Origin of the sequence: Cupriavidus sp. BIS7, from assembly GCF_000292345.1 — a bacterium.
Taxonomy (GTDB): Bacteria; Pseudomonadota; Gammaproteobacteria; order Burkholderiales; family Burkholderiaceae; genus Cupriavidus.
Window position 1 is genome coordinate 32,709 of sequence record NZ_ALOU01000091.1, and the last position, 25,600, is coordinate 58,308.

Genomic DNA, 25,600 nt, shown 5'->3' on the forward strand with positions numbered 1-25,600 from the left:
GAATTTGACGGGCTTCACTCCGGGCGTTTCCCCCCGAAGGCTCAAATTGTTTAAGTCCCTTGTGTCTACCGATTTCACCACTCGGGCGTGGCGCAATGCGTTGGAACCTGGCCACCTCTTTCTTTTGACGTTACGTCTGGAGGTGGCTGTATTGAATTGGCAGCGCAGTTCTCAAGTCCCCTGCATCAACCAAATTGTCCACGGCCGCACGGCAAGCCCGGTATTGTGGTGGCTTAGCGTGCAGGATGCAAGCCATTCCACGGCAGCCGAAAAAGTGCTTCGTCTGTTACCGGTAGTAACAATGTAGCCCCTGCCGTTTCACCTGAAAAATCGTGACCCCCTACAATACGGTTATCGAGACCTAATAACTCCAAGAGGGGCACGATCATGAAACGTTGGTTGTTCGCAGCATTCGGTGTAGCCGCCGCGCTGGTGTCGGGCGCTGCAATGGCGCACGTGAGCGTTGGCGTGGCGATCGGCGTGCCGGGCGTGGTGATTGGCGCTCCGGCGTACTATCCGCCTGCGCCGGTCTATTACTCTCCGCCGCCCGTGGTGGTGGCGCCTGCGCCGGTCTACTATGGCGCGCCTCCGGTTTACGTGCGCCCGGCACCGGTCTACTACGGCGGCTACGGTTATTATCGCGGCGGCCCGCGCTACTACTACGGCCCGGGCTGGCGTGGTCACGGCCACGGACACGGCCACTGGCGCGATTAACCGGTCAGTTGATGGCCATTAACGGAAAAAAGCCCCGCAATGGGGCTTTTTCCGTTTCTGTCGTTCGTTTCTGTCGTTCGTTTCTGTCGTTCGCTTTTCCGAGCCTTGTCGGAAGATTCTGGAAAATGCAGTGGCAGCCTTTTGTAAAAGGCGCGCGTCAAGCAGCAGCCGTGTTAAGGACCTTCACCTTTCCCTGATTCGTACCTTGCACTCCGACGGCCTTTCGGAGCGATATACTGCGGCCTCGTCCCCGATATGAACCGATGGAGAGAGGTATGCAGCAAAAAACCGTAATGACGGCCGATGATGTGAAGAAGGTGATGGCCGCCGCCGAGGCCGAAGCCACGGCCAACAACTGGGCCGTCACGATTGTGGTCGTTGACGACGGTGGTCATCCGCTCGGCATGCAGCGCCTGGACGGCGTGGCGCCGATTTCGGCCTATATCGCCACGGAGAAGGCTCGTACCGCAGCTCTGGGCCGTCGCGAATCCAAGATCTACGAAGACATGATCAACAATGGCCGCTACTCGTTCATGACCGCACCCGTGCTGCACGGGATGCTCGAAGGCGGCGTGCCTATCGTCGTGAACAGCCAGGTTGTTGGCGCTATCGGTGTGTCGGGCGTGAAGTCGACCGAAGACGCGCAGATTGCGCGCGCCGGCATTGCTTCGCTGGGCCTCTGATCGGCCAATGCAAAAGCCCCGCAGGCGCGATGCCCGCGGGGCGGAATAAAAAGGTGGCATGGCTGGCGCGGCCGGCACGGCAAGGGGTTTGGAGTGCTTGCTGTACCGCTGGACCGATCGACTGGCTACTGCCCAACGCCCCGCAAGGGGGCGGTCCCCACAAAAGTCCTTAGCTGTCTGACACAGTGACGAAGCCCGGCATTCCGGTCGATCACTTGGTCAGGATCAGTTTCCCGTAGCGCGTTACCCGCAGCGTATAGACGTTACCGTTGTGCAGGATCGGAAGCGTGGTGGCGCCACGCATGATCGCTTCCAGCGGTACGGCCTGGGCGGTGCTGACATCTGCCGGCGCATCCTGGCGCATCAGGGCTTCCAGGCGGGCGGGCAGGGCGGCAACTGCCGATTTGACGGTTTCAATGGCCGACGAGGCCGGCGAGACCTCGCGCCGGGCCTGCGGCGCAACCTCCACGCGTCGCAGGGACAGGCGGCGGCGCGTGACTTCACGCGGTTGCGACATCGGCAGGCTCAGTGTGCTCATGGTCTTCTCCGTACGAAGTGTTCGGGGTTTCAGTGACGATGGACAAGAGCATAAATGAGAATTGTTATCATTACAAGCGAGTTCGAAAACCGTTACATCTGCGGATGGGCTTGAGCCCCCGCGCAAGCCTGTGAAAATGAAAAAGGGCACCCCTTGGGGTGCCCTCTGCTGATATGCGGCGTTGCCGGATCAGTGCTTCGGTTCGGTAATGAACCCGATCTTGCCAAGGCCGCCATGCTGCGCGGCAGCCATGACCTGTGCCACGCGTTCATAGCGTACGTCGCGATCCGCACGCAGATGCAGCTCGGGCTGCGGCTGCTGCTGGGCGGATTCCGCAATGCGCTGATCGAGCGTGGCGTCGTCGACTTCCTGCTGGTTCCAGAACACCTTGCCCTGCGCATCAATCGAGACATTGACGCTCTGCGGCTTGACGTCGTTGGGCTGGTTGGTTGCGCGCGGCAGGTCGATCTTCACCGCGTGATTGATGACGGGAATCGTGATGATGAAGATGATCAGGAGCACCAGCATGACGTCGACCAGCGGCGTCATGTTGATCTCGCTCATTACCTCGTCATCGTCTCCGTCGAGCGTGCCGAATGCCATGATGCTTTCCTTCCTGCGTCAGCGATCGACGCTTAGTTCTTGACGGCCAGGCGCACCGATGCGTCGTCGGCACGGCTGCCTGAAGTGGTCGGGCGCACACGGGCGCCCGTCACGAAGTAGGCGTGCAGGTCGTGCGCAAAGCGGTTGAGCTTGCTGATGACGCCCTTGTTGCCACGGCTCAGCGCGTTGTAGCCAAGCACGGCAGGGATGGCCACGGCCAGGCCGAAGGCCGTCATGATCAGCGCTTCACCCACGGGGCCGGCCACCTTGTCGATCGTCGGCACGCCCGAGGCGCCAATGCCGATCAGCGCGTGATAGATGCCCCAGACGGTGCCAAACAGGCCGACGAACGGAGCAGTCGAACCAACCGATGCCAGCACGGCCAGGCCGGACTGCATGCGCGCCACGGCTTCGTCGATCGCGCTCTTGAGCGAGCGGGTCAGCCAGTCGGAGATGTCGAGTGCGTCATGCAGCTGCGGCTGGCTTGCGCGATGGTGCTGCGCAGCCTCGCGGCCGGTGATGGCCAGCATGCGGAACGGGTTGGCGTCGTTGGCGCCAAGCGTGTCCAGCGCGTGGTCGAAATCGTCGGAGTGCCAGAAACGCTTTTCCGCACCGTGTGCCATCTTCTTGAGGCGAATCAGATCCCACGCCTTGGTGAGAATCACGATCCACGACAGCAGCGACATGATCAGCAGAATGATGGCGGTCGCGCGCATGACGAAATCGCCTTGCGACCAGAGGTGGGAGAGTCCGAGGTCCTGCATGGTGGTTCCTGAGAAGGTGTTTAGGTGATACAGAGAGGTTCGGAAGGCTAGTTGGTCAACTGCCAGTTAATCGGTTGCGATGGTGATACGGATACTGCACGCCCATTGAGCATGTAGGGTTTGCAACGCATGGCCTGTACCGCGTTAATTGCGGCATCGTCAAGGCGCGTCGATCCACTGGACTTTGCCACCGAGGTTTTCACAATCTTGCCGTTCTCGTCGATCGTCAGGCGGACGAGCGTCGTACCCGTTTCGCCCATACGCTGAGACTGGCGAGGATAGATGGGTTGCGGCTTCGAGCATTCAATTTCATCCATACCCACGGCACGCGGCGCAGAGTTTGCCGGCGCGGCCGGCGCTGCTGCGGGTTCCGGTGCCGGGGCAGGCGGCGCGGGCGGTGCCGGCGGCGCTTCAATCGCGGTCGGCGAAGGCGGCAGCGATGCCACGGGAGTCGGCGTCGGCTGCGGTTGGGGCGGCGCTGGGCGCGGCGTTACCACCTTGACCTGCTTCGGCGGCGTCTGCGGTTGGGGCTTGGGCGGCTCCGGAGCCGGCGGCTGCTGCGGCGGCTCCATCGGAATGATGCGAGCGATGATCTCGGGGGCGATGACGGCCTCGGTCATCTTTCGAGCCAGGCCGCTCTGGATCAAATAAAGCAGTCCTGCGTGAAACAGCAGGACTGCGATGGTGATCTTGAAGAATCGTTGATCGAACATGAGTAGAACGACAGGTGTACGCCCGTGGGCGCAATCACTTGCGGTAGAACAGGATCAGCGAGATGCCACATCCGACCAGCAGGCTCAATAGCAATTCCATGATGATAACGCTCCAGAAAAACAGACCTCGACGAAACGGGTTGCCAGCGGGGAGCGCCACTCTTGGGGCAGCGTATCAGCGGGATAGTATAAACGATAATGATTCTTATTTGTTGCAATTTGTGCAATGCGTGAATGCGTTTCTTTCGGTTCCTGGATGCGGGCCGCATCAATGACTGGCCCGAAGTTGCCTGTGCGTTACGTGGGCAAGCCCGCGTCCGCGCGGCTCCTCCATGTTCCATACCCGCAAAACCGCGCTAGGATTAACATCTACAACCATTAGCGGCAGACACGGCACAGGCGCAGTGCGTTCCCCGCGGTCAGGACGCCCCATGCCACCGTGCACACTGTGCGAGGGGAACCGGCGATGGACTTTACCCGTTTTGCTGATGACGACCGCATGCTGGACGACCGCACCACGCTGCTGCGCGCGTCGGCCGGAACACAGGGTACGTCGGCACTGGACTGGATGTGCGCCCAGTTCGCACTGCGCGTGGTCTGCGCGCTCGGCCCCCGCTTCAATCTGCGCAGCAATATCAATGATGTGCTGACCGTCAGCGCGCAGGAAATGGTTTGGCCCTATGGGGTGGTGCTGCGCGTGCAGCGTTTCCTGTCGGCCCGCTGTGCCGACATGCCCGCGTGGAAGGGCGCCGGGCGGCTGTCTCCCGAAGAATTCCTTGAGCGACACGGCCAGTGGAACAGCGCCTTCGACGAAAGCGCGCTGTTCTATTACCTCGACGAGTACGTCAAGTACCACGCAAAGGACATGTTCGCGGTGTTTGCCGCTTCGTCCGCGGCCATCGCAGCCAGGCTCGATGGCGAGCGCGTGCTGCTGGTGCGCAATATCGACATGCTCAGCCACGTGCTCAACCTGCCCGAGCACGAGAGGAAGCTGCTGCTGTACGCCGCACTGGCCAAGTACAAGCGTGATCTGCGCGCGGTGATGGTGGACTGCAAGGTGGCCCACAGCCAGGAAGCATTCCAGATCCTGGCTGGCCTGACTGGAGCGGGTGCGGGCGATATCGCCGTGTCGCTGCGCCCCGGCTCCCGGCTGGAAACGTTGAATCTGATCGAGCAGCCGCTACCGGAGAACAGCGTCACGGACCTGGGCGATCTGATGCGGCTTTCCGACCGGCTGCTGCACGTGCTGCTTGGCAACTATGCGAGCGAAGCGGAGATGATGGCGGTCTTTACGCGGCCCGCGGCCCCGCCGACGCTGGGCACCAGCGACTATCCGCATGTGGAGACCGACGCGCGCTACCTGACTGCGATGCTGGCCAACGCCACGCGCCAGAATGCCGCCGGTGTGAACGTGCTGATCTATGGTCCGCCTGGCACCGGCAAGACAGAGTTCGCGCGGCTGGTGGCGCGCGAAGCTGGCTGCGAGCTTTATGAGGTCGATTGCTTCGATCGCGATGGGAACAGCCTGTCTGGCAAGGATCGCTACCGTTCGCTGCAGGTGTCCCAGGCATTTCTTCGTGGGCGCCCGCGCACGGCGCTGTTGTTTGACGAAGTGGAGGACGTGTTCCCGGGCAGCGCGCGCGAGCTGATGAGCCTGTTCGGCCAGGAGGACACGCGCGGCTCGGTCAATGGCAAGGCGTGGGTCAACCAGACGCTTGAGCAGAACCCGGTGCCCGTGATCTGGATCTCGAACTCGATCCGGCAGATCGATCCGGCCTATCTGCGGCGCTTCCAGTTCCATCTCGAACTGAAGATCCCGCCGCCGCTCGTGCGCGAGAACATCATCCGCAAGCACCTTGGCGGGCTGGCGGTCAGCGACGCTTTCGTTGCGACGCTAGCCGCGCGCAAGTCGCTGACGCCGGCGCAGGTGCAGTCTGCCGCGCGATTCGTGGAACTGGCGCGGCCCGACGTCGAGGAGCCCGTGGAGGCGCTGATCCTGCGCCAGCTCGAACACGCGGATCGTGCGATGGGGTTGCGGCCCGAGGCCGAAGCGCGCCCCGTGGTCACGCATTACCGGCTGGACAACCTCAACCTTGAAACGCGCTACGCGGTCGACAAGATCGTGCAGGCACTTGGGGCGCGGCAGCGCGGTACGCTGTGCTTCTATGGGCCGCCCGGTACGGGCAAGACGGCGCTGGCCGAGCATATCGCGGCCGAACTGGACCTGCCGCTGATGATCCGCCGTGCATCGGACCTGATGAGCAAGTATGTGGGCGAAACCGAGCAGCAGATTGCGGCGATGTTCGCACGTGCCGAGGAGGATGGTGCGGTGCTGCTGCTCGACGAGGCCGACAGCTTCATGCAGAGCCGCCAGCAGGCCGTGCGCAACTACGAGGTTTCCGAAGTCAACGAGATGCTGCAGGGCATGGAGCGTTTCAACGGCATCTTCATCTGCACGACCAACCTGTTCGACCGGATCGACGAGGCTGCTTTGCGCCGCTTCTCGTTCAAGATCCGCTTCCTGGCGCTCAAGCCCGCGCAGCGCATGTCGATGTTCGTTGACGAGGCGCTGGACGGCGACGAGAGCCGAATCACCGACGCGATTCACCGCGAACTCGATGCGATGGATTGCCTGACGCCGGGCGACTTCGCGACGGTCAAGCGGCAGTCCGTGGTGCTTGGCGAAGCGCTGACGCCCGACGAATTCCTGGCGCAGCTTCGCCAGGAGCACGCGGTGAAGCCCGAGGTGCGGCACCACAAGCCGCTGGGCTTTATTCAGTAGGCGGGGCAGGCTCGATGGCGATGGTTTCCGCGTTGGCTTCAACGTGCAGCAGCGCAGCGGCCATCTCGCGCAGATGCGCGGCGTCCTTGGTCGACAGGTAGCGCATGGTCGGCTGCGCATCGGGGCTTGAAGCCAGACCGAACTCGGCCAGCTTGCGCGCGAGCTGGCGTGCGATGGCAACGCCAGTGTCGATTAGCGCCAGCTGGTTGCCAACCAGGTCTTCAATCGTTTCGGACAGAAATGGATAGTGCGTGCAGCCGAGCACGAGCGTGTCTGCGCCGGCTTCAAGCATCGGCGTGAGAAAGTTGTTCAGCTTCTGGCGAACGGCCTCGCTTGAAACGTCGCCCTGTTCGATCAGCGGCACGAGCCCGATGCCTGCCTCGCAGAGAAAACGGCTCTCATTGCCGAGCGAGGTCAGCAGCCTGTTGAACTTTGCACTCTTCAGCGTATTCGCCGTGGCCAGCACGCCCACCACCTTGCTGCGGCTGGCCGCAGCTGCGGGCTTGAGGCCCGGTTCCACGCCGATGATCGGCACGCCCAGCCGTTCGCGCAGCGTTTGCACCGCGTGCATCGTGGCCGTATTGCAGGCGATGACGAGTGCCTTGCACCCCTGCGTGACCAGCCACTCGCAAACCTGCAGCGTGCGGGCCTCCACGAACCGTTCGGGCTTTTCGCCATACGGCGCGTAGCGCGAATCCGCGAAGTAGATTAGCGACTCATGCGGCAGCAGCGCGCGCACTTCGCGCAGCACGGACAGGCCGCCAAGGCCCGAGTCGAAGATGCCGATGGGGGAGGGGTTCACGCGCGGAGCAGGGAGGGGTTTCTCCCCTCTCCCACTTGTGGGAGAGGGGCGGGGGAGAGGGCCGGTAGTTCAAGATGCGATAGTCGCAATTTGAACCTCGATACCCTCTCCCCCAACCCCTCTCCCGCGGAGCGGGAGAGGGGAGCAGAACAGCAGCGACGAATCAGGCAGCCGCGACCGGAATCTTGCCGATCCGTGCTTGCCACTCGGCGGGGCCGGTCTTGTGCACCGACGTACCCGAGCTGTCCACGGCCACCGTCACGGGCATGTCCTTGACGTCGAACTCGTAGATGGCTTCCATGCCGAGGTCTTCGAAGGCCAGGACCTTCGCACCGCGAATCGCCTTCGACACCAGGTAGGCCGCGCCGCCCACGGCCATCAGGTAGGCCGACTTGTGCTTCTGGATCGATTCGATCGCCACGGGGCCGCGCTCAGCCTTGCCGATCATCGCGATCAGGCCGGTCTGCGACAGCATCGTGTCGGTGAACTTGTCCATGCGGGTGGCGGTGGTGGGGCCAGCCGGGCCAACCACTTCGTCACGTACCGGGTCCACGGGGCCCACGTAGTAGATCACGCGGTTCGTGAAGTCGATCGGCAGCTTCTCGCCCTTGGCCAGCATGTCGGCGATGCGCTTGTGCGCGGCGTCGCGGCCGGTCAGCATCTTGCCATTCAGCAGCAGCGTCTGGCCCGGCTTCCACGAGGCCACTTCTTCCGGCGTCAGCGTGTTCAGGTCCACGCGCTTCGAAGTCTCGGTGTTCGGTGCCCATTCCACGTTCGGCCATTGCGACAGGTCCGGCGCTTCCAGCTTGGCAACGCCGCTGCCGTCCAGCGTGAAGTGTGCGTGGCGGGTGGCCGCGCAGTTCGGGATCATCGCCACCGGCAGGTTGGCCGCATGGGTCGGGTAGTCAAGAACCTTCACGTCGAGCACGGTGGCCAGGCCGCCCAGGCCTTGCGCGCCGATGCCCAGTGCGTTGACCTTCTCGTACAGCTCGATGCGCAGTTCTTCGGCGCGGTTGCTCGGGCCGCGGGCGATCAGGTCTTGAATGTCGATCGGCTCCATCAGGGCTTCCTTGGCCAGCAGCATGGCCTTTTCTGCCGTGCCGCCAATGCCGATGCCCAGCATGCCGGGCGGGCACCAGCCTGCGCCCATGGTCGGCACGGTCTTGAGCACCCAGTCAACGATCGAGTCCGACGGGTTGAGCATCACGAACTTCGACTTGGCTTCGGAACCGCCGCCCTTGGCCGCGACGATAACGTCCACCGTATCGCCCGGGACGATCGACATGTTGATCACCGCCGGCGTGTTGTCCTTCGTGTTGGTACGCTTTCCGGCCGGATCAGCCAGCACGCTGGCGCGCAGCTTGTTGTCCACGTCGTTGTACGCGCGGCGCACGCCTTCGTTGACCATGTCTTCCAGGCTCATCGTGGCGCCATCCCAGCGCACGTTCATGCCCACCTTCAGGAAGACCGTGACGATGCCGGTGTCCTGGCACAGCGGGCGCTTGCCTTCGGCGCACATGCGGCTGTTGGTCAGGATCTGCGCAATCGCATCCTTGGCGGCCGGACTCTGTTCCAGCTCATAGGCGCGGCCCAGGCTGGTGATGTAGTCCATCGGGTGGTAGTAGCTGATGTACTGCAGGGAATCGGCGACGCTCTGGATGAGGTCTTCTTGCTTGATGACTGTCATTTTGTGGGGGATGGGCAGCGGTGAAACACAGCCCGGAATCATACACCGTGATGGCGATGGCTGCCGCAATGCATACAGCCGTCGACATGCCTCTTGGTCGACAAAGTGGGGCGATTGCATCACCCCGGCGCGGAGAGGGGGCCGGTGCGCCGCTTGTGCCGATCGCTGGCTGGTCCCTGACCGGACGTTACCGGGACGGGTCGCTTCCCAGCGCGCGGCGCGCGATCGGGCCGGGCCAGCTTGCCAGCGCGATGCCGGCCAGCACGCAGGCCAGCGCCACGCCATGGGCCCAGCCAGGCTGTTCCCCGAGCACGACGATGCCGTAGACCGCAGCGGCCACCGGCAATACCGATGTGAACACGCCCGCCAGTTGGGCCGGCACATGGCGGATGCCCTTCATCCAGAGCCAGAACGAGAACACGCTGGCAGACAGCGCGTACCAGAGCAGCATGGCCCACGTGGTGGTGCCCACGCTGCCGAAATCGAAGGTCAACAACGGCACCAGGCCCAGCGGCAGCATCAACGCGCCGCCGATCAGGTGCGTATAGGCGCAGATCTCGATCGCGGCCAGCGTCTGGGAAAGCCGGCGCGACAGGATGACGTAGATCGATTCACACACCACTGCGCCAAGGATCATCAGGTTGCCGATCAGCGCGCCGCTACCGCCCGCGCTGTCGCCGTGGCCGCCACCGCCGCGCGCGATATTGAGCACCGCGATGCCTGACACGGCCAGCAGCACCGACATCACGGTCCGCCGCGACAACCGTTCGCGCAGCCACAGCCATGACAGGATGGCCACCGTGGCCGGGATCGTGCTGGTGATGACGCCCGCCGCCATCGCGCTGGTCAGCCGCACGCCGCCAAGCATCAGCAGCGTGAACATGAACGTGCCGAAAAACGCCATCAGAAACAGGTTCAGCCATTCGGCGCGCGACACCTGGCGCATGCGCGCGGGCCGGTACCACGGCGAAAGGCAGACGATGGCGATCAGGAAGCGCAGCAGTGCAAACAGCAGCACCGGCACCTCGGCGATGATGGACTTGCCCAGGCCGACGTTGCTGCCGACGAGGGCCATGGCGGCGATCAGGAAAAGGGCGTGGATGGGCAAGGGGCGTCGGGCGGGAAGGTCACGACGTGATACGCCGCGAGAAAGGGCGTGCGCCGCGTTCGGGTATAGGGTCCGGCGCATTATAGCTGTGCTAACTTAGTAGAGCCCACTGCACTTGCGCCCCCACGTCTCCCGAGTCAGGCCTGTCCGATCTGTTGCGATGCAGCATCCCGAATTGGGGATGCGCGCGTGGACCGTCAGGTTTAAGTAAGGCGCCGGGCGTACCTTGCACCGAAAGCAGTCAAAGTCAAACAGGAGACACCCATGTCCGCCATCGAGTCGGTGATGCAGGAGCATCGCGTTTTCAATCCCCCTGCGTCGTTCGCCAAGACCGCCGCGATCCCCAGCATGGAGGCCTACCAGACGCTGTGCGACGAGGCTGCCAAGGATTACGAAGGCTTCTGGGCACGCCACGCACGCGAACTGCTGCACTGGCACAAGCCGTTCACCAAGGTGCTGGACGAGAGCGACGCGCCGTTCTACAAGTGGTTCGAGGACGGCCAGCTCAACGCTTCCTACAACTGCCTTGATCTCAATATCGAGAAGGGCAACGGCGACAAGACAGCCATCGTCTTTGAAGCCGACGACGGCACCGTGACGCGCATCAGCTACAAGGAACTGCTGGTAAAGGTCAGCCGCTTCGCCAACGGCATGAAGGCCATGGGCATCAAGCGCGGCGACCGCGTGGTGATCTACATGCCGATGTCGATCGAAGGCGTGGTGGCAATGCAGGCTTGCGCGCGTATCGGCGCCACCCATTCGGTGGTGTTTGGCGGCTTCTCCGCCAAGTCGCTGCAGGAACGGCTGGTGGACGTGGGCGCCGTGGCGCTGATTACCGCCGACGAGCAGATGCGCGGTGGCAAGGCACTGCCGCTGAAGGCCATCGCCGACGAGGCACTGGCGCTGGGCGGCTGCGAGGCGGTCAAGAATGTGATTGTCTACCGTCGCACGGGCGGCAATGTCGCCTGGACCGAAGGCCGCGACCGCTCGATGGAGGACGTCGCCGCCGGCCAGCCCGATATCTGCGCAGCCGAGCCCGTTGGTGCCGAGCACCCGCTGTTCGTACTCTATACGTCTGGCTCCACCGGCAAGCCCAAGGGCGTGCAGCACAGCACTGGCGGCTATCTGCTGTGGGCACTGATGACGATGCGCTGGACCTTCGATATCAAGCCCGACGACATGTTCTGGTGCACGGCCGATATCGGCTGGGTTACCGGCCATACCTATATTGCGTACGGCCCGCTGGCGGCCGGTACCACGCAGATCGTGTTCGAAGGCGTGCCGACATTCCCGAACGCTGGCCGTTTCTGGGACATGATCCAGCGCCACAAGGTCTCGATCTTCTACACCGCGCCAACGGCAATCCGCTCGCTGATCAAGGCCGCCGAAGCCGACGAGAAGATCCACCCGAAGCAGTACGACCTGTCCAGCCTGCGCCTGCTGGGCACGGTGGGCGAGCCGATCAACCCCGAAGCATGGATGTGGTACTACAAGAACATCGGCGGCGAGCGTTGCCCGATCGTCGACACGTTCTGGCAGACCGAAACCGGCGGCCACATGATCACGCCGCTGCCGGGTGCCACGCCGCTGGTGCCTGGGTCGTGCACGCTGCCGCTGCCGGGCATCATGGCCGCCATCGTCGATGAGACTGGCCAGGATGTGCCGAATGGTAATGGCGGCATCCTGGTCGTCAAGCGTCCGTGGCCGTCGATGATCCGCACGATCTGGGGCGACCCGGAGCGCTTCAAGAAGAGCTACTACCCCGAGGAACTCGGAGGCAGGCTGTATCTGGCCGGTGATGGCTCGATCCGCGACAAGGACACCGGCTACTTCACCATCATGGGCCGCATCGACGACGTGCTGAACGTCTCGGGCCACCGCATGGGCACGATGGAAATCGAATCGGCGCTGGTCTCGAACCCGATCGTGGCCGAGGCCGCCGTGGTGGGCCGCCCGGACGACACCACCGGCGAGGCGATCTGCGCGTTCGTGGTGCTCAAGCGTGCGCGCCCGACCGGCGAAGAAGCGGTGAAGCTTGCTGCCGAACTGCGCAACTGGGTGGGCAAGGAGATCGGCCCGATTGCCAAGCCGAAGGACATCCGCTTCGGCGACAACCTGCCCAAGACGCGTTCGGGCAAGATCATGCGCCGTCTGCTGCGTTCGCTGGCCAAGGGCGAGGAAATTACGCAGGACACCTCGACGCTGGAAAACCCGGCCATTCTCGATCAGCTCAAGCAGGCGCAGTAAGCAGATCGCCCAAGTCACGTATGCGTGATCCACATCGTGCCCGTCTCGGTTCCGTGCTGAGCGGGCACGATTTTCTTTTCCATTGATGCCTGACGCCCAGTCGAGCTTTCGCCGCCGATTGCTGCTGTACTACGGCCTGTTCACACTAGGGCTGTTCGCATTCGTCGGCATGATGGGCCTGCTCGAGCATTCCAACGCGGATGCGCTCTGGCTCGGCTACGTCTTTCTCTTTGTCACGATCGCGATCTACGCCTGCATCGGGCTGATCTGCCGTACTTCGGACCTCAACGAGTACTACGTCGCGGGGCGCAAGGTGCCGGCGATGTTCAACGGCATGGCGATCGCGGCCGACTGGATGAGTGCGGCATCGTTCATCGGACTGGCCGGCATCATCTTTGTGTCGGGCTACGAAGGGCTGGCCTACGTGATGGGCTGGACCGGCGGCTACTGCCTGGTGGCCTTCCTGCTGGCGCCGTACCTGCGCAAGTACGGCGGGTATACGATTCCCGATTTCCTGGCGGCGCGCTACGGCAATGGCAAGCCTGGCGGCAACCTGCCCGTGCGCGCCATTGCCGTGCTGGCGGCATCGCTGTGTTCGTTCGTCTATCTGGTTGCGCAGATTCAGGGGGTAGGGCTGATCGTCACGCGCTTTATCGGCGTGGAGTTTGCGGTTGGCGTGTTCTTCGGACTGGCCGGCATCCTGGTCTGTTCGTTCCTCGGCGGCATGCGCGCCGTGACGTGGACGCAGGTGGCGCAGTACATCATGCTCATCGTCGCATTCCTGCTGACGGTGTCGCTGATTGCGTGGAAACATCACCACGAGGTGCTTCCGCAGATCAGCTACGGCAACCTGCTCAGGCAGATCGACCAGACGGAACGGGCGATCGAGCGTGATCCGGCGGAAGTGCAGGTGCGCGAAATATTCCAGCAGCAGGCCATTGCGCTGCAGGATCGCATCAGCCGGTTGCCCGCTTCGTTTATCGAGGAGCGCAATGCGCTCGACGCCAGGTTGCAGGAACTGCGCGCGCGTAACGCGCCGCTGCGAGAGATCAAGAGTGTGGAGCGCGAACGGCAGGCCTTCCCCGTGGATGCCGCAGACGCGCAGCAGCAGTGGAACCAGATGCGCGAGGATGCGCTGGCGCGCAGCCAGCTCTCGACGCCTTCGGCCGAGCCGTACCCCGCCGCATCCGAACAGGAACGCAAGACGCGCCGGCTCAATTTCGTGCTGCTGGTGTTCTGCCTGATGCTGGGCACAGCCAGCCTGCCGCACATCCTGACACGGCTCTATACGACGCCATCGGTCCGGGAGTCACGTAACTCGGTGGCCTGGGCGGTGTTCTGCATCGCGCTGCTGTATGTGTCCGCGCCAACGCTGGCGGCGCTGGTCAAGGTCGAGTTCCTGCAGCACCTGGTTGGTACGCCCTACGCCGAGTTGCCGCAGTGGGTGGTGCAATGGCGCAAGGTGGACCCGCCGGTATTCTCCATCCGCGACATGAATGGCGACGGCATCGTGCAGTGGGCCGAGATGCTGATCCAGCCCGACATGATCGTGCTGGCCGCGCCTGAAATCGCCGGACTGCCCTATGTGATCTCGGGGCTGGTTGCCGCCGGCGCGCTGGCGGCCGCCCTGTCCACGGCCGACGGGCTGCTGCTGACAATCGCCAATGCGCTTTCGCACGACGTCTACTACCACATGGTGGACCGCAAGGCGAGCCACCAGCGCCGCGTGACCACCGCCAAGATCGTGCTGCTCGGCGTGGCGCTGTTCGCGTCGTACGTGACGTCGCTGCGTCCCGGCAACATCCTGTTCCTGGTGGGCGCGGCGTTCTCGCTGGCGGCATCGAGCTTCTTCCCGGTACTGGTGCTGGCCATCTTCTGGCGACGTACCACGGCAGCCGGTGCCGTGGCCGGCATGGCAACCGGCCTGACCGTGGCTGTCTACTACATCTTCGTCAACTACCCGTTCTTCACCAAAATGACCGGCATCTTCGGCAACCGCTGGTTCGGCGTCGATCCTATCGCCTCCGGCGCCTTCGGCGTTCCAGCCGGATTCGCCGCGGCAATCCTGGTCAGCCTGGTGACCCCCAGGAACGCGCCAGTGATCGACCGGCTGGTGAACTATCTGAGGAAGGGGTAGGGCGCCAGGCCCGGTTGCACACCGGCGATACCGCTTTGTGACGCACTGTGACGCACTGTGACGCGCATGGCGCTGGACACCGTGAACGGCTCTGCTATAATCGCGGACTTCCCGGAGAGATGGATGAGTGGTTTAAGTCGCACGCCTGGAAAGCGTGTATAGGTTAATAGCCTATCGGGGGTTCGAATCCCCCTCTCTCCGCCAGCACTCAAGCGCCCGCGCAAGCGGGCGTTGTCGTTTCCTGAGAGAAGCAAGCCAATGGGTTTGGCTTGCGCGGGGGATTCGAAGGGAATCGCTTGCAAGCGAATCAGCGGCCTGCGCGTGTGTAGGCGAATCCCCCTCTCTCCGCCAAAAATTCCCACAGGGCCTTGTTCTACAAGGCTTCTAGTCTCTTTGGGTATTCCTACCCACACTGCTACCCACATCGATCTATCGAAGAGGCCAGCGGCAATTGCCCGTCAGGCGCCATTGGTATGGTTGGGCCAAGGAAGCCTTTCTGGGCGTTGATTCTGGCGAACTGGCGCAATTGATGGCACCAACTACCCTGTGGCGCGTGTCGTTGCTGTTTCGCCGAAGCATAGCGCCCACTCTCGGAATACTGATTTCTCCATCCCAACGGCGGGTCGCAATCGGCGTCACGGCCGGGACAGTGCTGTGATGTTTCAGGCGGCGTGGCGCAATTGATTGCGCTGCAAGGTTGACAACTGGCACGCATGGCCAAGAGCTGCCAGTTTTTCGCCGTTTACCCGGTTCTCCAGTGGGGGGCTCGCGTTCCGTTAAACTTGCCACAAGACACTAGGGAGGAGTGGACAAGAACATGGCGGACCATGAGTTGGTGCGGCCGAGCCGAGACGGGGATCAGTTCCACTACCACTGGGCGGCACGCCACTGCTTAGCACTTTTGCCGGGTTCCGGCGACCTTGTCGCCGTCTCAATCGAAGGGGCATCAGCGTCGGAAGGCGCGGCCTCAGTGGAGGATGGTGACGAACTGATCGATGTTGGCCTCTATTACGGCAGTGAAGCGTTCGAAGATGCTCGCTGCATCCACTACATTCAACTCAAGCACTCGACCCGGCACGCCCATAAGCCGTGGACGGCAAGTGGCCTCAAGAAGACCCTGCGAGGATTCGCCGAGCGCTTCTCTAGCTTTCTCCAGCAGTTCCCGGTCTCGACGCTCAAGGAAAAAATCCGGTTCAGGTTCACCACCAACCGCCCGATCGAGCAGAAGGTTCAAGAGGCCCTCGAAGATTTGGGAGGTGCTCGCACGCCACGCCATCCTTCCATCGCGGATGCACTGGTTGACTACACCGGGCTGACCGCCGCCCAGGCGGTGGACTTCTTCAAAATATTCTCCGCAGACGGCGGCGAACCAGACCTTTGGGCTCAGCGAAACCTGCTTGCCCAGGACATTAGCATCTACTTGGCTGAAGCAGACTTTGACTCCCCCGTGCAACTAAAGGAACTGGTTGCACGCAAGGCGACGTCGGAGTTCGCAACTGATCCTGCTATTCGGCAGCACGACGTGCTGCGAGTACTGAAGGTTACCGAGACAGATCTCCTCCCAGCGCCTTGCCTTATCGATGTGCCCGCTGACGCTCTGCCACGGGACCAGGAAACTGAAATTCGCGAGGTGCTCCTTGGTGCAACGCATCCGCTTATCCTTCATGCCGACGGCGGAGTAGGCAAGTCGGTCCTCGCTTCGCGCTTGGCAGCATCCATGCCGAGTGGTTCCGTCTCCGTGCTCTACGACTGTTTTGGGGATGGCCTCTATCGGAACGCGCTGAACTTCAGGCACCGGCATCGTGACGCGCTCGTACAGATCGCCAATGAGCTTGCTGCACAGGGTTTGTGCCACCCGCTGATTCCCTCCGCAAATGCAGACGCCAAACACTTCATGCGCGCATTTGTTGGCAGGCTCAGACAATCCATCGGACTGCTGCGTGCCGCAACTCCCCTGGCAAGCCTATGCCTGATCATCGATGCAGCGGACAATGCCGACATGGCAGCCGAAGAGCAAGGTGAGATTGCATTCGTCCGGGATCTGATCCGGATGCCGCTCCCTGACGGGGTCAGGTTAGCCTTCACATGCAGGACGCACCGTCGTGACCGCCTTGGCGCCCCTCCTGATGCCCATCAGATCGAGGTCCGTTCCTTCAGTCTGCCAGAAACGACGGGCCACCTGCGGCGTGTCTACCCCCAGGCGACTGCCTCGAATGCCGCCGAGTTCGCGTTCCTCAGCAGTTCGAATCCGCGTGTCCAAGCATTGGCCCTCAGCCGCAAGCTGCCTATCGAAGACATGCTTAGGGAGCTTGGACCCACGCCATCGACCGTCGAAAGCGCCATCGGCGAACTGTTGCAGCGAGCTGTCGATAAGCTCAAGGATCAGGTTGGCAACGCCGAAGCTGCGCAAATCGATCTCATCTGCCAAGGACTGGCGGTGCTTCGGCCCTTGGTACCGATTTCCGTCCTGGCTCAGATATCTAACACACCCGAAAGCGCTGTTCGTAGCTTTGCGTTCGACCTCGGGCGGCCACTCCTTGTCAAAGGAGGCAGCCTTCACTTCCTCGATGAACCGGCCGAGACATGGTTTCGCGAGAGGTTCAGACCGGACGCCGGCAACTTGGCTTCGTTCGTAGCGCGATTGAGACCACTGGCAAATCGCAGCTCCTATGTCGCATCGACCTTGCCCCAGTTGCTTCTTTCAGCCGGCCTCATGGATGAACTGGTCGAGCTAGCGCTATCAGAAGAAGACTTGCCAACGACGAATCCGCTGGAGCGGCGAGACGTAGAACTCCAACGGCTGACCTTTGCGCTCAAAGCGTGTCTGCAGCAACGTCGATACGTCGCTGCTGCAAAGCTGGCATTGAAGGCTGCTGGCGAGGCGGCCGGAGAGGCTCGTCAAACGAAGCTAATTCAATACAACACCGATATCGCCGCAACCCTTCTTGCTCCTGATCGGATCGACGAACTGGTGTCGAGACGCACATTCTGCACGAGTTGGATGGGATCGCACCATGCGTACGATGCCGGTCTGCTTTCGGGACGCAGCGAGTTTTTGTCTGAAGCCCGCAGTCGGCTGCGTATGGCGATGGATTGGCTGCGTGCCTGGTTACGGCGCTCCGAAAAGGAGCGAGAGGATGAGCGCCTCGACGACGACGATCTAGCCGAGCTCGCGATGGTTCATCTGCGTGTACTGGGGCCCAAGGAAGCCGCAAAATTCCTGATGGGCTGGAGGCCGCGTCGCGTAGTCTTCAGGACGAGCAAGCGGCTCGCTCGGCGTCTCATGGACCTTGGCCAGTTCGAGCAACTCGATTTGTTGGCACAGCACGGCGCCAACGACATCTGCTTTTTGCTTGGACTAGTAGCAGAGGCTTTCCGCGTTGGCCATTGCATTCCGCCTGTGCCGTTGGCGCGTCTCATGCGCGCCTTGGCCGACAAGCGAATCCGCCTACCGGACTCCATGCAGTGGGACGACGACCGCTGGGACGCGCTAGATGCAGTAACAGCTGCTGTTTCGACGTCACTACGAATTCTTCCGCGTGAAGACACCTGGGCAGAGATTCTGCAACGCCATCTGCCAGATAAGCCTCCACCAGACCTCTCAGATCGGTTCGGTTCGGACCGCGCACCGTTGCTAAGAGCATACACGCTGGAGGCGGCATTGCGGGGCGAGCTGCTCTCCGAACTCGCAATCGCGCCGCCCGAAGTTCGCAAGGAGCTGGAGGCTGGAAGCACGCACGGCTGGAGCACCGGCACTGTTGCATTTAAGCGGGCTACGGGTGGCATCCTGCCTTGGTTCGCGCTGAGCGCCGAGATCGCGTGTGGACGAACGCCCCCCGATTTGGACAAAGCCATTGAAGAAGCGTTGAAGGTGACAAACAGCGCTGCGTCGCAGGACTACCAAAACCTGTTCAATCTTGAGCAAGTTGCGGCGGTTGAGTGGACTCGTGTATTGCGAGATACTTCAGCGATTTCCGAGACGTACCTAGGCACGCTTCGCGCCTGGATCGGCAGCAAAGAGAACGTTCTCTGGCCTGACACCCTGACGTCGATGTGCCGGATTGCTGCTCGGAGGAAGGAGCTCTCAGGTTTCGCGCTGGAACTCGCTGTGGCCGCCTTCGAGTTGCTGGAGGCGTCACGGGAGAACGCTGAAGTAAGGACCGATGCCTATCAGCGCTTGGCTCGCGCCGTGCTGCCCGCTAGTAGTCTCGAGGCCGCGGCCTACTTTAATCGAGCGGTCGAAATCTCTAGCCGAATTGGCGACGAGAATCTGGATCGTTGGTCCGCGCTGCTACATCTCGCTCACGCTAGTGCTCATAAAGATTGTCAGCGCCCACGCTCTGCGTACCGTCTAGCCAGGGTCGCAGAGTTGACGTATGAGTACGTTGCACGTGACAAACACTTCGATTGGCACGGAACGGTCGATGCGCTTCTCGGTCTTTGCACTCCCTCGGCTCTGGCTGTTCTCAGCCGATGGCGGGACAGGGGGTTCGGGTCCGCAGGACGGCTTCTTAGAATGGCCGTATACAGCCTTGTTCAATCCGGCCGGCTTCCGGCGGTTGCGCCTGTCGCGTTAGCGGGCCTGGATGCGGGCTGGGATCGTCTCGATGACATCAGGCGTGCTATCGACGCGGAAACAGATTCCAATCGGCAAAGACTGATACTTCTGGCTGGCTACCGCCACCTGCGCGTCAATCCACAAGAGGAGACGACCTGGGCAGGCCTTGCCGAACTGGGTCGCCACCATGCCATCGAGTTGCCGGACGTCGATAGACTGCTTGTCGCGACGCGAGCCGCGAGTGCCACAGAGGCTCCACAGTCTGACGCTCCGGACTTGCGCAATACCCCGCGTGAACGAAGAGATCCTGATTGGAACCAGCTTTTCGGCGACGTCGATCTTGCCAATCCGGAAGCACTACGACGGGCGTATGCCGATCTCAGGACCTTCGATCCACCGTATCAGTTGAGAGAGTTCTACAAACAAGGCTTACAGCGTTGCGGCCTAGGCAAGATGGCGGAGTTCGTCCTCGCCGTCGCAACTTGGCCCGACTTTGGTATTTTCGAGCTGAGAGATCTCTTCGATGCCGCTCCAGAATCGGGTCTCAAGTTGCTTTCGCTTCGCAATGCTTTCCGCGAGGCAACCCTGACCGCCTGTCAAAACAACCCAGAATATGCGCGGCGTTGGGGCTGGGGAGCTGTCTTCCCCTTCAAGCGTCTCCTTGCCGAAAGTATTGTGACCGACGAGGACGTCGTCGCTGCCATTCTGCGGGGGTTTACTGCACGGGTCGACACACTCGACGCAGGGGGGGTCTTCCTGCTGCTGGATCCCTTAGCCTCTTGCCTTGCACCCAATGAGGCTGACGAAGTGCTGAACTTCGGGCTGGACCTCCTGGAGGACGTCTTGCGGCCCGAGGATGGCGATGGACCTTGGCATGATGGGCTAATGCCTCCAATAACTTGCGAAGAAGGGTTGGCCGGCTACCTGTGGGTCAGCCTTGGATCGCCTACTGCAGCTGAGCGCTGGGAGGCCGCGCATGTCGTCAAAACATGCGTAGAACTCGAATGGACGAACTTACTGTCGGCGCTCGCGACGCGTGCGTCCTTGGGCTCCGCCGCGCCGTTCGCTGACCAGGGGTTGGTGTTCTATGAGTGGCACGCTCGTCAGTGGTTGCTCATCGGCCTCGCGCGAGGCGCGCTCGACCACCCCAATGCCGTCAAGCCGTTTGCCGCGTTCCTAAAGGCATCTGCCTGTGAAGAGCACGTCCTACTTCGCCAATTTGCTAGCGAGACTTTGAAGGTCTTGCATGAATCTGGTGCCGTACCGGCAGAAAACGTGGCCAGCCTTGACGCAGTCAACGCGAGCCGCCTTCCGCTGGACGTGTATCCAGGATGGCGCGAAGAGTCGTCCGACGACAACGTGCTAGGCGAACTCGAGCCCTCTGACGACGAAAAGTACTACTTCGGTATAGACATCGGCCCATATTGGTTCGCGCCATTGGGGCGAGCCTTTGGAATCAATGAGGCCTCCGTAGAACAACACGCGCGAAAAGTCTTGCGCACGCGAATGGGGCGGAGCTTCGGGAAGGCAGGTGACGATGCCCGCCACAAGCGAAGAATCTTCCATGGCCAAGACACAAACCACTCTCACGGCACCATGCCGCGCGTTGACGATCTGTGCGTGTACCAGTCATACCACGCGATGATGATAGTGGCCGCGAGACTGCTGAAAACCCGCTCGGTTGGTAAGAGCGACGACGACTCCAGGAATGACTTCGAACAATGGCTCGATAGGCAGCTGTTAACCCGGAACGACGGGCGCTGGCTCGCAGACCGGCGTGATCCACAATTGATCGAAGCACCGCCCAAGCCTCAGGGGTATGGCGACAAGGCATGGTGCTGGAGCGTGACAGCCGAGTACCTAGACCGACAGTTGCTGACCGATGACGGCTTGCAGGTCGTTTGGGGTTACTGGAGCAGTGGTCATGGAGACGACGAAGAAACCGTCTCCATCCGCAGTGCCCTCGTCAAAAGAAGTGTTGCCAGCGCGCTACTTGCTGCGCTTCAAACCGGGCAGCGGCTCGACAACATGTCGGTTCCATCCTCAGATGATCACGAGATCGCTACGACAGACACTTTCCGGCTTACTGGATGGTTGTTGAGCGAGAATGAATCCGCTGCGCTGGATGAGTATGATCCGTGGGCAGACAGGCTCGACTACCCTGGGCCAAGGCCAGATCCGTCTATCGTCGAGAGGCTCTGTCTAAACGGGGATGCCGGTGGCCGACTCTGGGCCTCAGCGTCTGGAGCTATTCTCCGCAGTGAATCGTGGACTCGAGTCGTTGGCCTAGGACGAGAGGAGGAAAACGTCCCCGGGAACCGACTGAGCTGCGACCACGGCTTCTTGCTGGAGCTGTTAAAGGCGCACCCTCACGACTGTTTAGTGCTTAGCGTATCCGTGCGCCGCAAACCGCCCCGCAGCAGTTCGGACAAGAACGAGTTCGAGCCGTATCCGTGGCCTTATGTCCGTTACTACTTGCTAGGTGATGATGGAATCGCTCGATCGCTCCAAAGCCGTGATTGACCTCGGAAAGCGGCTTGTCGCCGAGCTCAAGCTCGGAGATGACCTGCTGGCTCGGTGGATGGCGCATGTCATTGCCGAGCGGATAGACGCTGCCGAGCGTGCCTCGCCCGAGGCTCGAGCTTCTGCACAGGACGCCTGTAAGGAGGCCATATTCAGCTTGTGGGACCACCGAAATAGTCTGCCACCACACTTGCGGCCGTTTAGGGAGCTCGATCCCCTTCTTCGAACGCTTGCTTCGCTCGACGTGGACAGCGAGACCCTCTTTCGTTACTTCCCTCGCCCCCCGAGCGACGAGGATCTCGAAGCTGCTCAGGCGGAGCAAAAGCGGTTCCTCAATACTGCGGTGAACCTGGACTACTCGGCGCGTGCCCTGATTCAGTTTCTGCTCAGTGCCGCAGCCCAGCAAGCTGCGGACAAGGCCATGCCGTGGCTCGATGCTGCCATCGAGGCCGGGACAGACGCTATGTTAGAAGTTCGCATTGTCGAGTTCGTAGCGGGCGGCGCACAAGGTCCCGGCGCCGAGGAGGTCGCTCGGAAGGCACTGCAAGACAAGATTGAAAAGCTGGAGGCATTTTCACAACTGGCAACCTCTGTCGCCGCAGAGCTTAGGGGGCAGCTTGAGCCGCCCACTGGGGGCAAAGGCTGCCACCTCACTTGACCTTTAGCGGCACGATGGGGGCGACGAGTTCGCGGTGATTCTGCTCAGCAGCGATCAAGATACCGCTCTGGTCATAGCGGAAGATCTAGTGACTGCCCTGTCGCAGCCGCTGCAAATCAAGCGAGGCAAGCCAATGGCTTTCCTCACCGACGGCACTGGCCGCCGCCGGTTTAGCGCCACTACCTGATTGAACACGCGGTTCGCCAGCCCCCCACCCCCCTGGGCCCAGCCGTAGTTGCGCTCCCTCTTCTGAAACGAACGATGCCGCGACTTAGTGGCGCGGCATTTATCGCAACCACGCGGGTTGTCCAATACATCACACCCAGCGGGCATAATAGGTGCCTGCGCCTTGTCCCAAGCGCGAGCGTGCCAGCAGCGTCAAGACGGTGGGCTGGCCTTTATCTATTCGAATAACCGGGTCACTGAAGAATTCGGTACGAGGGGAGAAAAAATAGTGGATCAGAGTGAGAGCATCCTGCGGTTGGTAATGCTGATCCTTGCCGCCGTTTGCGGGGTAATGTGGGCCATTCTGAGCAGGGTATTTCGTGACGAAATCCGGCAGGGGAACTTGCTCTTCGTCGCCAACATCTCCACTGGTATCGGCGTGGCACTCACAGCGCAGCGGGCCGTCCACTCGAATTTCATTACGATTCAGATAGCAGATTGGCTGGTGGTGGGCGGTCTGACAGTATTCTGCCGGGGTGTCGCTACCTTCAGCCATACAGACCGGCCCTCGCCACCACTCTGGTTTCTGCCATTGCTGGTCGAAGTGGTATCCACCGCTTTTCTGCCATCCGATGCCAGTTCCTACCCTGTCAGGTCACTGGTATTCAACGCGGCAACCGGCGTCCTTAGCTTCTTCGTCGGTGTGCAATGCCTCAGAGGACTTGCGAAGCAGCGTAGTCGAGCACTGTTGGCGATTCCGTTCCTGTGCGTTGGGGTGCTGTTTTTCGTGCGACTGGCGCAGGTTCTTGCAGTTTGGCTTCAAGGCGGCGAACCCGTTGGCGACTTCCGCTTGAACTTTGTCCCGTACCTGTGGGGCTTCATGGTGTTTCTGCTGATCGCCAACATGTCGGCCATCGGCGTGGTTGCGGGCACCCTGGTAAGTCGTCTGAGAGGGCTGGCCGCCAACGATTACCTGACGGGCGGCTTGAACCGACGCGTCATCACGGAAAAGCTTGGGGGTCACCTCGTCAACTTTGAGCGGCATAACGTTCGCCTGTCATGCATCCTGTTTGACATCGACCACTTCAAGCACATTAACGACCGATATGGTCACGACGCAGGCGATGCCGCGCTGATGCACGTTGGTGCGCTGGTCAGGTCATGCATCCGAAAGACTGATGAATTTGGCCGGTATGGCGGGGAAGAATTCATCATTCTGATGCCGAACACGACAATCGCGGCTGCGCAGCAGCTTGCGGAGCGAACGCGTCTGGCACTGGAAGGATCGCCACTGCGATATGGGGACCTCTGTATTCCGCTGACCGCAAGCTTCGGCGTTGCGGATGTGCTGACCGGGGAATCCCAGGAGAGTATTTTGCGCCGCGTTGACTTGCTAATGTACGAAGCCAAACAGGCAGGACGGAACTGCGTCATGCTGCCGACCTGATGCGCTGGTAGCCCATCGTCCGACGCACGCACTCCCTCACTACTGTTTCATCGTCTGGTCGCTCATGCCTCGCCGTGCTGCGTGCGATGCCGAACAGATGCCAGCCTTGCACACTGTCAAAAGGAAGCAGTGACCCAGATTGTTCAACGGTGCAGCCGCTGTACGGCGCCCTTGGCGATTGCGGATACGAGTTGGCCCATATGCAGGGGGCGCTGTGAGTGACAATTTGAAATTTGGCCTGCTTGTGCTGGCCGGACTGGTCGGCGTGATCTACGTCGAGTCCAATGCCATGAACATGAGCATGATTGATACAGTGCGGCAACTAGGCGCCGATCTGCTGCACCGATTTTTCTACTAGTCATGCACTGGTGAATCGCTTCCTCCCAAGGGGCATGCGTTTTCCCCGATATATGATGCCGTGCTGGCTACGCTAGCATTGGTCGCACCATGTCAATCATGCCCGGCCATGCCCAACTTCCGGCGAATGCTGTCGTGCCTGCTAATTTCCTTCAGTGCCGCCTGCACGCAGATGGTGCCAGCACCATCCGGCCCGCTCGCGTTTAACAGCACAACGGTTGGACCCCCGGGAAGTCTTGCGCCTGCCGAGCTATACCGTCCCGCGGGCCCTGGCCCGTTCCCCGCCGTCATCTTGCTGCATGGCTGCGACGGAATCGGTGCGCACTACCGGACCTGGGCCCGCCGGCTTGCCGATTGGGGCTACGTGGCACTTCAAGTAGACAGCTTCGGCCCGCGCAACCTCAAGTCAGTATGCAATCGAGGTCGCGAGGTTCCACCCGAACTACGCGCGCAGGACGCGTTGGCTGCCGCAGATTACCTGCGCACGCTTCCAGACGTTCAACCGAATCTCATCGGCGTCATCGGCTTCTCGCACGGAGGATGGACGGTACTCAAGAGTGTCCTCGCAGAGGATGCAGGCATCAAAGTCAACCGTCCGTTCGCCGCTGCCGTCGCGTTCTATCCTGGATGCGAAATACCTCGGTCAAACCTGTTGACTGACACACTGATTCTGATCGGAGACGCCGATGATTGGACGCCGGTCAAGCAATGTGATCGCTGGCGAAATGCCGTAACAAAGGACAACCATACGGTCGAGATGATCGTGTACCACGGTGCGGCGCATGGCTTTGACGCCGAACGCCCGGTTCATGCCTTTGCCGGGCACATGGTCGGGCGGGACCCCGCGGCCGCCGAGGATGCCATCATGCGGACGCAGGCCTTCTTTGAGCACCATCTGAAGGGGCAGTAGCCAGGAGCCCCATCCAGCCCTCCTACCATCCCGGCATGTAGCCCTTCTTCGCACGTCGTCCAAAAAAATAGCCCGCTGCAAAGGGCAGGCGGGCCGGGATCAAGAATCGTGGGGTCAGTCACGACAGGGCTATTGTCTTCAAATGTATTGTCGGTTGTCTTCCCTACGGAAGAGGGAGTTCGCTCAATTCAAACAGGAGGCGGC

General features: G+C 61.6%; 17 protein-coding genes and 1 tRNA gene. 11 read left to right on the top strand and 7 right to left on the bottom strand.

Annotated elements, in window-relative coordinates; all coding sequences use genetic code 11:
- The first annotated feature begins 387 nt into the window (after positions 1 to 387).
- Both B552_RS0125125 and B552_RS0125130 read left to right on the top strand, forming a co-directional pair.
- Positions 388 to 714 (top strand): hypothetical protein, encoded by a 327-nt coding sequence (locus B552_RS0125125; protein ID WP_026036033.1) that lies wholly within the window; start codon positions 388 to 390, stop codon positions 712 to 714.
- A 275-nt stretch (positions 715 to 989) separates the two neighbouring features.
- Positions 990 to 1,397, top strand: coding sequence for a heme-binding protein (locus B552_RS0125130; protein ID WP_019451822.1), 408 nt, complete (start codon positions 990 to 992; stop codon positions 1,395 to 1,397).
- A 211-nt stretch (positions 1,398 to 1,608) separates the two neighbouring features.
- Here B552_RS0125130 and B552_RS0125135 read toward each other — a convergent pair whose 3' ends face one another.
- The 4 genes from B552_RS0125135 to B552_RS0125150 all read right to left on the bottom strand — a co-directional run bounded on the left by B552_RS0125135 (position 1,609) and on the right by B552_RS0125150 (position 4,015).
- Complete coding sequence (locus B552_RS0125135; RefSeq protein WP_019451823.1) at positions 1,609 to 1,935, bottom strand: hemin uptake protein HemP; 327 nt, start codon at positions 1,933 to 1,935, stop codon at positions 1,609 to 1,611.
- A gap of 189 nt (positions 1,936 to 2,124) precedes the next feature.
- The gene (locus B552_RS0125140; RefSeq protein WP_019451824.1) at positions 2,125 to 2,538 is read right to left on the bottom strand and encodes a biopolymer transporter ExbD; all 414 of its coding nucleotides are present in this window, start codon (positions 2,536 to 2,538) and stop codon (positions 2,125 to 2,127) included.
- Positions 2,539 to 2,570: 32 nt separating this feature from the next.
- Positions 2,571 to 3,302 (bottom strand): MotA/TolQ/ExbB proton channel family protein, encoded by a 732-nt coding sequence (locus tag B552_RS0125145; protein WP_019451825.1) that lies wholly within the window; start codon positions 3,300 to 3,302, stop codon positions 2,571 to 2,573.
- A gap of 47 nt (positions 3,303 to 3,349) precedes the next feature.
- A complete protein-coding gene (locus tag B552_RS0125150) occupies positions 3,350 to 4,015 on the bottom strand; it encodes an energy transducer TonB (RefSeq protein WP_019451826.1) in 666 nt (221 codons plus the stop codon).
- A gap of 466 nt (positions 4,016 to 4,481) precedes the next feature.
- Between B552_RS0125150 and B552_RS0125155 the strand changes: the two genes are divergently transcribed.
- Positions 4,482 to 6,797, top strand: coding sequence for an ATP-binding protein (locus B552_RS0125155; RefSeq protein WP_019451827.1), 2,316 nt, complete (start codon positions 4,482 to 4,484; stop codon positions 6,795 to 6,797).
- Here B552_RS0125155 and murI read toward each other — a convergent pair.
- The 3 genes from murI to B552_RS0125170 form a co-directional block, all read right to left on the bottom strand.
- Positions 6,787 to 7,599: a glutamate racemase gene (murI, locus tag B552_RS0125160; RefSeq protein WP_019451828.1), complete on the bottom strand. Its 813-nt coding sequence runs from the start codon at positions 7,597 to 7,599 to the stop codon at positions 6,787 to 6,789. The two genes, B552_RS0125155 and murI, sit on opposite strands and share 11 nt — an antisense overlap.
- 163 nt (positions 7,600 to 7,762) lie before the next feature.
- Positions 7,763 to 9,286, bottom strand: a complete 1,524-nt coding sequence (locus B552_RS0125165) for a fumarate hydratase (protein WP_019451829.1) — start codon at positions 9,284 to 9,286, stop codon at positions 7,763 to 7,765.
- Positions 9,287 to 9,473: 187 nt separating this feature from the next.
- Entirely contained in the window at positions 9,474 to 10,394 is a 921-nt protein-coding gene (locus B552_RS0125170) for a DMT family transporter (RefSeq protein ID WP_019451830.1), read from the bottom strand.
- A gap of 264 nt (positions 10,395 to 10,658) precedes the next feature.
- On the opposite strand from B552_RS0125170, the gene acs reads away from it, so the two are divergent.
- The 8 genes from acs to B552_RS27920 all read left to right on the top strand — a co-directional run bounded on the left by acs (position 10,659) and on the right by B552_RS27920 (position 25,396).
- Positions 10,659 to 12,641: an acetate--CoA ligase gene (gene acs, locus B552_RS0125175; RefSeq protein WP_019451831.1), complete on the top strand. Its 1,983-nt coding sequence runs from the start codon at positions 10,659 to 10,661 to the stop codon at positions 12,639 to 12,641.
- An 85-nt stretch (positions 12,642 to 12,726) separates the two neighbouring features.
- Positions 12,727 to 14,778: a VC_2705 family sodium/solute symporter gene (locus B552_RS0125180; protein WP_026036034.1), complete on the top strand. Its 2,052-nt coding sequence runs from the start codon at positions 12,727 to 12,729 to the stop codon at positions 14,776 to 14,778.
- Positions 14,779 to 14,891: 113 nt separating this feature from the next.
- A tRNA-Ser gene (locus B552_RS0125185) sits at positions 14,892 to 14,982 on the top strand.
- A 613-nt stretch (positions 14,983 to 15,595) separates the two neighbouring features.
- Positions 15,596 to 21,859, top strand: coding sequence for an AVAST type 3 anti-phage nuclease/ATPase Avs3a (gene avs3a, locus B552_RS0125190; RefSeq protein ID WP_026036035.1), 6,264 nt, complete (start codon positions 15,596 to 15,598; stop codon positions 21,857 to 21,859).
- Positions 21,822 to 22,517, top strand: coding sequence for an AVAST type 3 anti-phage proein Avs3b (gene avs3b, locus B552_RS27910; RefSeq protein ID WP_157160341.1), 696 nt, complete (start codon positions 21,822 to 21,824; stop codon positions 22,515 to 22,517). The genes avs3a and avs3b overlap by 38 nt, the downstream gene beginning before the upstream one ends.
- A gap of 349 nt (positions 22,518 to 22,866) precedes the next feature.
- A complete protein-coding gene (locus B552_RS28150; protein WP_157160342.1) occupies positions 22,867 to 24,129 on the top strand; it encodes a GGDEF domain-containing protein in 1,263 nt (420 codons plus the stop codon).
- A gap of 214 nt (positions 24,130 to 24,343) precedes the next feature.
- Positions 24,344 to 24,487, top strand: a complete 144-nt coding sequence (locus tag B552_RS29000) for a hypothetical protein (protein ID WP_157160343.1) — start codon at positions 24,344 to 24,346, stop codon at positions 24,485 to 24,487.
- Between the two features lie 171 nt (positions 24,488 to 24,658).
- Positions 24,659 to 25,396, top strand: a complete 738-nt coding sequence (locus B552_RS27920; protein ID WP_083860358.1) for a dienelactone hydrolase family protein — start codon at positions 24,659 to 24,661, stop codon at positions 25,394 to 25,396.
- Positions 25,397 to 25,600 lie beyond the last annotated feature (204 nt).